The organism is Streptomyces telluris (genome assembly GCF_024519335.1).
Lineage (GTDB): Bacteria > Actinomycetota > Actinomycetes > Streptomycetales > Streptomycetaceae > Streptomyces > Streptomyces telluris.
In genome coordinates this window covers 17885-26885 of sequence record NZ_JANIID010000046.1, presented here as the reverse complement: position 1 = coordinate 26885, position 9001 = coordinate 17885, and the positions used below count along the sequence as shown (strand labels likewise).

General features: G+C 71.7%; 12 protein-coding genes. 8 read left to right on the top strand and 4 right to left on the bottom strand.

Annotation, left to right across the window (positions count from 1 at the left end):
• Nucleotides 1-71: 71 nt before the first annotated feature.
• Nucleotides 72-350: a DUF1540 domain-containing protein gene (locus tag NQU55_RS32925; protein ID WP_206330008.1), complete on the bottom strand. Its 279-nt coding sequence runs from the start codon at nt 348-350 to the stop codon at nt 72-74.
• 336 nt (nt 351-686) lie between these two features.
• On the opposite strand from NQU55_RS32925, the gene NQU55_RS32920 reads away from it, so the two are divergent.
• Nucleotides 687-1715: an AraC family transcriptional regulator gene (locus NQU55_RS32920; RefSeq protein ID WP_206330007.1), complete on the top strand. Its 1029-nt coding sequence runs from the start codon at nt 687-689 to the stop codon at nt 1713-1715.
• A 36-nt stretch (nt 1716-1751) separates the two neighbouring features.
• A complete protein-coding gene (locus tag NQU55_RS32915; RefSeq protein WP_168095853.1) occupies nt 1752-2483 on the top strand; it encodes a dioxygenase family protein in 732 nt (243 codons plus the stop codon).
• 35 nt (nt 2484-2518) lie between these two features.
• On the opposite strand, the gene NQU55_RS32910 is transcribed toward NQU55_RS32915, so the two are convergent.
• Nucleotides 2519-3061, bottom strand: coding sequence for an FHA domain-containing protein (locus NQU55_RS32910; protein ID WP_168095854.1), 543 nt, complete (start codon nt 3059-3061; stop codon nt 2519-2521).
• A gap of 180 nt (nt 3062-3241) precedes the next feature.
• Here NQU55_RS32910 and NQU55_RS32905 point away from each other — a divergent pair, with 180 nt between their 5' ends.
• The 6 genes from NQU55_RS32905 to NQU55_RS32880 all read left to right on the top strand — a co-directional run bounded on the left by NQU55_RS32905 (nt 3242) and on the right by NQU55_RS32880 (nt 8074).
• Nucleotides 3242-3904, top strand: a complete 663-nt coding sequence (locus tag NQU55_RS32905) for a maltokinase N-terminal cap-like domain-containing protein (RefSeq protein WP_168095855.1) — start codon at nt 3242-3244, stop codon at nt 3902-3904.
• A 448-nt stretch (nt 3905-4352) separates the two neighbouring features.
• Entirely contained in the window at nt 4353-4859 is a 507-nt protein-coding gene (locus tag NQU55_RS32900) for a GNAT family N-acetyltransferase (protein ID WP_256791679.1), read from the top strand.
• Nucleotides 4860-5013: 154 nt separating this feature from the next.
• Complete coding sequence (locus NQU55_RS32895; protein WP_240976887.1) at nt 5014-5451, top strand: hypothetical protein; 438 nt, start codon at nt 5014-5016, stop codon at nt 5449-5451.
• A 198-nt stretch (nt 5452-5649) separates the two neighbouring features.
• Nucleotides 5650-6663, top strand: a complete 1014-nt coding sequence (locus tag NQU55_RS32890) for a 3-oxoacyl-ACP reductase family protein (RefSeq protein WP_308402300.1) — start codon at nt 5650-5652, stop codon at nt 6661-6663.
• A gap of 131 nt (nt 6664-6794) precedes the next feature.
• Nucleotides 6795-6950: a DUF6131 family protein gene (locus tag NQU55_RS32885; protein ID WP_168095689.1), complete on the top strand. Its 156-nt coding sequence runs from the start codon at nt 6795-6797 to the stop codon at nt 6948-6950.
• A gap of 122 nt (nt 6951-7072) precedes the next feature.
• Nucleotides 7073-8074, top strand: coding sequence for an iron-containing redox enzyme family protein (locus tag NQU55_RS32880; RefSeq protein ID WP_168095690.1), 1002 nt, complete (start codon nt 7073-7075; stop codon nt 8072-8074).
• Between the two features lie 47 nt (nt 8075-8121).
• Here the strand turns inward: NQU55_RS32880 and NQU55_RS32875 are convergent, their stop codons facing one another.
• Both NQU55_RS32875 and NQU55_RS32870 read right to left on the bottom strand, forming a co-directional pair.
• A complete protein-coding gene (locus tag NQU55_RS32875) occupies nt 8122-8295 on the bottom strand; it encodes a CDGSH iron-sulfur domain-containing protein (RefSeq protein WP_168095691.1) in 174 nt (57 codons plus the stop codon).
• 52 nt (nt 8296-8347) lie between these two features.
• Nucleotides 8348-9001 (bottom strand): HemK2/MTQ2 family protein methyltransferase, encoded by a 654-nt coding sequence (locus tag NQU55_RS32870; RefSeq protein WP_240976888.1) that lies wholly within the window; start codon nt 8999-9001, stop codon nt 8348-8350.

The window sequence follows — 9001 nt, the reverse complement described above, 5'->3', positions numbered from 1 at the left end:
GCGTAACGGTGGGGATTCTCCACGCTCTTCACAGAACCTCCAAGGGCGGAACCGGACACCGCCCGGGAGGGCTATCTCGCCGTGTACGTCAGACAGTCCACCGAGGACCCCAGGGACGCCACGGTGATGCCGGGCGCCTGGCATTCGAGGTCGACGTTGTGCAGGCACCCGGACATCTTGCAGGCGCCGACCCGGCCGACGGCGGAGGCGTCGCCGCCCTTGTACGGGAAGACGAAGTACGTATCGCAGTGGGCGTGCTTCGCGTCGCCCACCGTGATGGCCAGAGCATGGCAGGCGCTGTCCTGGTTGTACGCGCACTCATCCACCTGACACAGGCTCACCTGCGGCATCTCCACGGCGTTCTCCTCGGCATGACGTCAGGCACGGCGCCCCTGGTCTGTTCCCACGACGCCTTCCTCGGGCACCGGACGGCGACACCGGTGTTCCGGTCCGTTCACCCGGAAGCGGGAGCCCCCCGCCGGGGCCCGGGACGAGCGCCCGCCACCGCGAGGGACACCCCGGTACGGCCTCCTCCCCGGCCCCTTGACCGGGCCGCACGCCACGGGGTCAGCTGACCGTGGACCCGGTCCGCCGGCACGCGTGACCGGGGCCGGGACCGGACGACGACCGGAGCGAGCAGGCCGGCCGCAACACCGGCGGGCCGTACAGGACGGAGGCGGAGCGACATGACCGCACAGGCACGCGACCGGGTGCAGCACGCCGACCCCCTTCCCCTGCACCGGCTGCAGGTCGCACCGCCGCAGGTACCGCCGTTCGCCATGGGCTCCTTCGACGCCCTCGGCCCCGACTCCCGGGCGGGCTATCCGCACCGGCACACCTTCTACGAGATCGTCTACGTGACCGGCGGCTCGGGCGCCCACGTCATCGACCTCGTCCGCAGACCCCTCAGCCCTCCCCACCTGTGCGTCATCCTGCCCGGGCAGGTGCACTACTGGGAGCAGGTGTCGGGCCTGCGCGGCGTCCTGACGCTGTTCACCGAGGACTTCCTGCTGGCGCGCCCCGGCGACCGGCAGCTGCTGCGCACGCTCGCGGAGCAGCACTGGCTCCGGCTCCCCGCCGCGCCCTCGGAAGGGGACGGCGACGCCGCGGGCATCGGCTCGCTCATCCGGGCCATGGCGGCCGAGTTCGCCGCGAAGGCCGACGGCTACGCCTCCGTGCTGGAGGCGTACCTGCACATCCTGCTCGTACGCGCCCTGCGCCTGCCCGGCGCGCGAAGACCCGACGCCGCGGCCGGCCGGGCCGCGGAGGTCGCGCGGGAATTCGGACTGCTGCTCACCGGGACCGCGGGTGCCGAGCGGTCGGTCGGGGCGTACGCGGCGCGCATCGGCGTCTCCGTCGGCTATCTGAACGAAGCCGTCAAACAAGCCACCGGCCGTACGCCCGGCGAGCTGATCCGCGCGGCGCGGACCCTGGAGGCGAAGCGGCTGCTGGCCGGTTCCTCCCTGGGCGTCGGCCAGGTCGCCCGGCGCGTGGGTTTCAGCGACCCCGCGTACTTCTGCCGCTTCTTCCGGCGCGAGACCGGCCTCAGCCCCGGGGACTTCCGCCGCAGGGCGGTGACGGAGGAGCCGGAGGACCTTGGGACAGGGGAGCCGGAAAGGCTGGAGACGGCGGGGGAGGCAGGGCCCCGCGTAAGCCTAGGGAATCACCATGTTTGCCCAGCGGAGTCCATCGATCCGCAGGGCCCGCCTCCCTAGGTTCGTCGGTGAGCCACTCACCCCAGGAGGCGGACCATGACGGACGATCACGCCCGCGCCGGCGACACCAGCGGCACCGGCATCACCGGCATCACCGGAGGCACCGGAGGCACCGGAGGCACCGGGGACACGGAGGCTATAGGCCGGCGAACGGTCAGTCGCAAGACCCTGCTCAAGGCGGCGCTCGTGGCGGTGCCCCTGCCCGCGCTGCTCGGCGGCGTGGCCCTCGCCCGGGACCACCGGCCCTCGGACGCACCCCTCCGGCCGACGCCCTTCTGCGACGACGGGGACGACCCCACGCCGCCGCAGATCGAAGGCCCCTATTTCAAGCCCGACTCCCCCGAGCGCGCTTCGCTGCTGGAGCCCGGGACGCGGGGCACGCGCCTCACAGTGGAAGGCTTCGTCTTCGGACTGACCTGCCGCCCCGTCGCGCACGCCCTGCTGGACTTCTGGCAGGCGGACGACGCGGGTGCGTACGACAACCGCGGCTTCCGGATGAGGGGGCACCAGTACACGGACGCCCGGGGCGCGTTCAAGCTGACGACCATCGTGGCGGGCCTCTATCCGGGCCGTACGCGCCACCTCCACGTCAAGGTGCAGGCACCCGGCGGCCCTCTCCTCACCACGCAGCTCTACTTCCCCGGAGAGCCCCGCAACAACACCGACCCGCTCTTCAACGCCGCCCTGCTCATGAACGTCCGCCAGGCCGGCCCGGCGAAGCAGGCGACCTTCGACTTCGTGGTGAACACGGGCGGGCCCGGGAAGTAGCGGCGCGGCCGGCGGCAGGCGTCCGGGCCGGGCTGTCAGACCGACAGCCGGAAGCCGAGGTCGCCGAACGCGACGTGATCGCCGGGGCCGACCCGGACGGACCCGGCGATGCGCAGGCCGTTCACGTAGGTGCCGTTGCGGGAGCCGAGGTCCGTCAGACGCCAGCCGTGGTCGAGCCAGCGCAGCTCCGCGTGGCGGCGGGAGACCGTGTCGTCCTCCAGGCGCAGGTCGGAGACCGGGGCCCGGCCGATGGTGAGCGGCTTCGTACCGGGCTCGGGGAGCCGGAGGCCGGGAAGCCGCGCACCGCGCCAGGCTCCGCGCACGTGGGCCCCGAAGGCCGACAGACGGCTGACCGTGCGCAGGATGAAGTCCGAGAACCGTCCGCGGGCGGGGAGATCGGCCATGGCCAGCTCGATCTCGGCGCTGGTGCGGGCGGTCAGGACGAGGTCCATGCGGCGCATGAACGTGTCGTGGGACAGCCTGCCGTCGCCGGTGCCGTCGCGCAGGACCGCCAGGGCCCGCTCCCGGTCGGCCTCGGAGGGCCGTGTCACGCGCGTACGGAACTCAGGAGACGTCATGGAGGTGATTCTCGGCTTTCGGCCCCGCCCTGTCCACAAAACCAAACAGACGCACGACACTGAGGGGGAATCAGCGGATCCGGACGTGTCCTCGCCGGGGGCACCCGGCACCGGGCGCACCCTGCGGGGATGGGAAAGTGTCAGGGCCGGCACGCCGTCCGACGGAGGAGAGAGCACAGCATGGCCGTCATCCACAAGACCACCCTCAAGCCGACCAAGATAGAGCTGCTGACCGCCTGGCTCCCCTCCCGCACCTGGTACCGGGGCGGCGCGGGCGAACCGCAGTTGACCAAGTCCGGCGGCTTCCGGCTCGACGACCCGCAAGGTGAGGTCGGGATCGAGTTCATCATCGTCACCGACACCTCCGGGACCGCCCCGGTCGCCTACCTGGTGCCGCTCACCTACCGCGGTGCCCCGCTGGAGGGGGCGGGCGACGACGCCCTCGTCGGCACCATGGAACACGGGGTGCTGGGGCGGCGGTGGATCTACGACGGCTGCCACGACCCGGTGCTGGTCGCCCAGTTGCTCGCCCTCGTCGAGGGCCGGGTGCAGGCCCAGGACCAGAGCGTCAGCGACACCCCCGACCTGGAGGTCACCCGCTCCTTCACCGGTGCCGGGCCCGCCCCGGCGGACTTCACCGTCACCGCCACGACCGACGGCGAAGAGGCCACCGAACTGTCCGCCCCGCACGGCGCGGCACTGCGCCTGCACCGGGTCCTGCAGCCCGGCCCCGACGCCCTCCCCGAAGGGGCGGCAGGCCACGTCGGCGGCTCCTGGCAACTCCCGGACGGCACCCGCACCCGAGGGCTGTTCGCCGCACTGCGCAACCTCCCGCAGGCCTGAGCCGCAGGAACACGCTTCACGGGGCGCCGGGCCGGCGACTCGGCGCCCCGGCTGGGCGTCGCCCTTGCTCACGTAACCGTCGTACAGGTCGCGCACCGGCAGTCTCTTCAACTGCGGGTCGAACACGACCCGCGCGGAGGCATCCGCGCGGGTCGTGCGGACCCGAACCCGGCTGAAGTCGTAGCCGTGATGCGATTCCATCCTCTTCCGCGTGGCCGGTTCCAGCGCTTGCCCGGGCGCGGAGAGCGCGCTCGCGATGGCAAGTCCAGGCGGCGTCTCCGGCCGACTGCGGCGGCGCGGGCCCCCGCTCGTACGCACTGCCCGGCCGACTGAGCATGACGGGCCGGTGCAGCGGCGAACGCACCTCGGTGCGGGGGGGGGAGAGAGAAAAGGCTATGGCGCAGCTCCGGGGGTGGCTAGCCTTGCCGTCATGCTGACTGGAGATCTTGTGCGGCTTCGCGCTTTCGAGCCTTCCGATGCCGAGCTCATATGGCGGTGGAACAACGATCCCGAGGTCGGGCGCTGGATGTTCGGCGGGTATCCGGAGTCCGCCGCCCAGATCGCCGAGCGTTTCGAGAAGCTGCCGCGGAACTCCTACGCCAGCACGTTCCTCGGCATAGAGCCGCTCGACGCACCGCGGCTGATCGGGTCGGTACGGCTGCGCGATGCCGCCCCCGAGACCGGTGCGGCCGAGCTGGACCTCCGGATCGGTGACAAGGACTACTGGGGCCGCGGCTACGCGACCGACACCATGCGGGTGATCTGCCGGTACGGCTTCGACGAGATGCGCCTGCACCGGATCGCCCTGACGGTCGTCGCGGACAACGTCTCGGCTCGCCGTGTCTACGAGAAGGTCGGCTTCGTCGAGGAGGGCCGCCAACGGGAGTGCTTCCGCCGGGACGGCAAGTGGCACGACATGATCGTCATGGGGCTCCTGGAGGGCGAACTCCGCTGACGCCGGCCCTGCCCTCCCCCTTCCTTCTCTTTCCTCTCCTTCCTCTCCCTTCCTTTCCCCTGGTCCCCGCACCCGGCGGATGAGTACGTGCGCCTGCGTACTTTGAGTAGCTGCCCCGAGGTGCAGCGGCCTGCGCGGAGGGTTCACTTGCCCCATGAACGACCAGGGAACGCAAGCGGACGTCGAGCTGCGGCGGGCGTGGGCCGACGCCAATGCCGCGGACGCCGCCGAGCAGACGCGGAAAGCCGGTACCGGCGGCCCCGCCGATCGTGACGACAACGCCTTGAGTGCACCCCTCTGGGCCACGGTGCTCGCGGTGCTGGTCATTCCCGTGGCCGTGGTGTTCGGCTCGCTCTCCCCCATGGCCACCGACAGCTGCGGGCCGGACAACTGCTCCCGGGCGCTCGACGGTGCCCTTGCCCTGATCAAGTACGGCCTGTTCACCACGGTCATCGGTACGCCGGTGCTGCTTCTGACGTCCTGGTTCCTTCCGCGCCGCATGCGCTACGCCACGGCGCGCAGGTACCTCGCGTGGTGTGCGCTGCTTCCGCCGGTGATGGTCGTCCTCATGGTGCTCGGCCTGCCGGAGTGAGGTCGTCCCCGCCCCTCGCCGGCGCCCGCGAGCGCTTCCCGGTCAGTTTCGCCGTCTTCGGAGTCGCCCGTACCCACCGGGCCCTGGGCACGACTCTGGGGCCCGACCACTCCACGGTCGCGAAGTCCGTGCGCCGGGCTCGCCGCCGCCGGGCTGGTCACTCGTGAGCGCAGTGACGCCGACCGCCGGGTGACCCTGGTGTCGCTGACCCCGGAAGGCCGTGCGCTCGAATCCCACGTCGCAGAGGTATGGGCCAAGCTGGAGGAGCGCGCCACCGCCGGACTGAGCGCAGAGGAGTGCGCACGGTTCGTGGCCGCTGCCCGCGCCATCGAGGCAGCCATCGAGCCGGACGCCGCCATCGACGGCTGCCGCCCGGACGCGCCGCTCACCGACCACCCCTGGTTGAAAGGAAGCACCGCCGTGTCAGCAGCACTTCCCACGCATTCCGAGCGTCTCGCGAGCCCCACCCCTCCCGCGCTGCCCGAGTACAGGTCCGCCCTGGTCACCGGCGGTTCCCGCGGCATCGGTGCCGCGATCGCCACACGCCTGGCCGCGGACGGCATACGCGTCGCACTGACCTACAACGCGTCCCGCACCGCCGCCGACCGCGTCGTCGAAGAGATCACCGAGGCGGGCGGCCACGCCCTGGCCCTCCATGCGGACAGCGCCGACGCCGACCAGATCCGTGCCGCCGCCGACGCGACGGGCAGGGAGTACGGGAAGATCGACATTCTGGTCAACAACGCAGGCATAGGCATGGGCGGGCCCATCGAGGAGATGCCCATCGAGCACTTCGACCGGACGATGGCCGTCAACGTGCGCGGCCCGTTCGCCGCCGCCCAGGCCGTACTCCCCCACATGCCCGATCACGGCCGCATCATCAACATCGGCAGCGTGTTCGCCGACCGGACCCCCTTCGGCACGCTGTCCGCCTACGTGACCAGCAAGGCCGCCGTCGCCGGCCTGACCCGCGCCCTCGCCCGTGACCTCGGCGGCCGCGGCATCACGGTCAACAACATCCAGCCCGGCCCCATCAGCACCGATCTGACGTCCGCCGACAGCCACGTCCGCGACGTCATGACCGAGGCCACCGCCCTGCGCCGCTTCGGCACGCCGGAGGAGATCGCCGGCCTCGTCGCCTATCTCGCCGGGCCCGAAGCCTCGTACATCACCGGGGCCACCATCACCGCCGACGGCGGGTACGCGGTCTAGGCGAGGCCCGGGCGGGTACGCGCTCTCAGGGACGGCCGCCGGCAGGTCCTGGAGAACAGGATGAACTGGCGCGCAGGCCGACCGGGGAAGATAGTAGAAGGCAGGGGACATCTGTCACATCGGAGGACACCATGATCGTCCTCGGCGTCATTCTCCTCATCATCGGGTTCCTGGCCGGTATCTCGATCCTGTGGACCATCGGCATCATCCTGCTGGTCATCGGCCTGATCCTCTGGGTCCTCGGAGCAGTGGGGCACGCGGTCGGCGGACGCAAGCACTACTGGTAGGTAGCCGGTGCTGCCGCCGGCAGGCGCAACAGCGGTGAGCGCAACAGCCTGTCTCCGGCCGCCGGCTGTACCAGGGCGGGCGGTCAGGCCACGCTGCGCCTGCTGGCGAACGCCGGCAGGCCGTGACGGAAAGGAGCAGGGTGCCGAGCCTGCCCGACGCACGCGGAACCTTGTCCGAGGCGGTGATCGGTGCGCTCGGCTGCGAGCCCGGAGGGACGGCAAGCCTTGCTCCCTGCGGCGCCGTGCGCAACTCCGACCCGTACGGAGACGATCTCCACCTCGCCCTCTACCTCTGCTACGAGCTGCACTACAGAGGCTTCGACGGCGTGGAGGACGCATGGGAATGGGACCCGGAGCTGCTCCGCCTGCGCGCAGCGCTGGAACGGGCGTTTCTCTCCGCCCTGCGCGGTGACGTCCCGGTCCATCCGGACGTCGCTTCCGCGCTGCGGGACGTGCTCGTGGAGCCCGCCGACGGCGAAGGGGTCTCGCATTTCCTGCGGGACGGGGGCACGGTGCAGCACCTGCGCGAGTACGTGGCCCTGCGCTCCCTGTACCAGCTCAAGGAAGCGGACCCGCACGCCTGGGCCATTCCCCGGCTGACCGGGAGGGCCAAGGCGGGGCTGGTGGCCGTGGAGTACGACGAGTTCGGCGCGGGGCGGGCCGACCGCATCCACGCGGGCCTCTTCGCCGCCGCGATGAGCGAACTCGGCCTCGACCCGGCGTACGGCCGCTACCTGGAAGCAGCCACGGCCCACACGCTGGCCGTGGTGAATCTGATGTCACTCCTGGGGCTGCACCGGTCGCTGCGAGGTGCGCTCGCCGGGCACTTCGCGGCAGTGGAGATCACGTCGTCCCCCTCGTCCCGGCGCCTGGTCCAGGCGATCGACAGGCTCGGTGCGGGCCCCGCGGCCCGTCACTTCTACGCCGAACACGTCGAAGCGGACGCCGTGCACGAGCAGTTGGTACGTCATGAGGTCATCGGCGGCCTGCAGGCGGACGATCCCGGGCTGACGCACGACATCGCCTTCGGGATCGACGCCACCGTTTGGCTTGAGGACCGTCTCGCCGGCCACATTCTCGGGGCGTGGAGCGACGGTGGTTCCGCGGTACGCCGTCCTCTCTGACGGCTGCGCGCAGGCCGAGGCTGCCGGTTCGCGGGATTCCGTGCGCTTCAGCTTGAGGCTTCCCGGGAAGATTCGTCCGGCCGGTGGCGACGGCGATGGCTGGTGTCGCAGAACGGGTAGAGAAGGCTCCGACGGCAGGTGCACACAGCGACGACCGGCCGGTCCGAGCGGACGACCCTGCCGTCCTCCGTCACGAACTCCACCGGCCCCTCGATCAGCATTGGCCCGCCCGGTTCCTGCCACACCCGCCGCGCCTCGCCGGACCCCGGCTCCTCAGGTGAGGTGTTCGCCACGGACCACCACCAGTTCGTCCCGGGCGTCGCCGGACCCGATCAGCCCTTGCTCCCGCATCCACGGGGCCTGACCGCGCATGACCGGGCCGTACGCCACGGTGCGCCGGGCGGTCACTTCCGCGGTCAGCCCGCCCTTCTCCAGCGCCTTCACGGTGCGTTCCGGCCCGCATACGGACGAGTGGACCATCAGCACCACTCCGCCGGGCCGGAGCAGCTCCGGCACTCCCCGGCACAGCCGGTCCAGGAGGGCTCGGCCGTCCGCTCCCGCGGCCCAGTTCCGCCCGGGGCCGCGCAGGGGCTTCCGGCCGCCCGGCACCGGCACGTACGGAGGGTTTGTCAGGATCAGGTCGAAGCGCCCGCCGGACACGGGCGTCAGCAGGTCACCCCGGACGGTCCGCACGCACACCCCTGCCCGCAGCGCGTTCAGGCGGGTCGTGAGCACGGCACGGCGCGAGGCGTCGACGGCGACGGCCCGGGCGTGGCGCCGTGCCGCCGCCACGGCCAGTACGCCGCAGCCGGTGCCCACGTCCAGCACGGCCGCGCCACGCTCGACCCGCTCCCGGGAGAAGGCTTCCAGGAGCAGTGCTGTGTCCTCCTGGGGCACATAGACCCCAGGAAGCCGGAAGAAGCGCAT

What these genes read in the sequence shown, in the direction of transcription:
- NQU55_RS32915 (WP_168095853.1), top strand. Translation starts at nt 1,752, where the DNA reads ATGACGGACGATCACGCCCGCGCCGGCGACACCAGCGGCACCGGCATC.
- NQU55_RS32895 (WP_240976887.1), top strand. Translation starts at nt 5,014, where the DNA reads ATGAACGACCAGGGAACGCAAGCGGACGTCGAGCTGCGGCGGGCGTGG.
- NQU55_RS32875 (WP_168095691.1), bottom strand. Translation starts at nt 8,295, where the DNA reads ATGCTGATCGAGGGGCCGGTGGAGTTCGTGACGGAGGACGGCAGGGTC.
- NQU55_RS32870 (WP_240976888.1), bottom strand. Translation starts at nt 9,001, where the DNA reads ATGCGCTTCTTCCGGCTTCCTGGGGTCTATGTGCCCCAGGAGGACACA.
- NQU55_RS32885 (WP_168095689.1), top strand. Translation starts at nt 6,795, where the DNA reads ATGATCGTCCTCGGCGTCATTCTCCTCATCATCGGGTTCCTGGCCGGT.
- NQU55_RS32905 (WP_168095855.1), top strand. Translation starts at nt 3,242, where the DNA reads ATGGCCGTCATCCACAAGACCACCCTCAAGCCGACCAAGATAGAGCTG.
- NQU55_RS32920 (WP_206330007.1), top strand. Translation starts at nt 687, where the DNA reads ATGACCGCACAGGCACGCGACCGGGTGCAGCACGCCGACCCCCTTCCC.
- NQU55_RS32925 (WP_206330008.1), bottom strand. Translation starts at nt 350, where the DNA reads ATGCCGCAGGTGAGCCTGTGTCAGGTGGATGAGTGCGCGTACAACCAG.
- NQU55_RS32910 (WP_168095854.1), bottom strand. Translation starts at nt 3,061, where the DNA reads ATGACGTCTCCTGAGTTCCGTACGCGCGTGACACGGCCCTCCGAGGCC.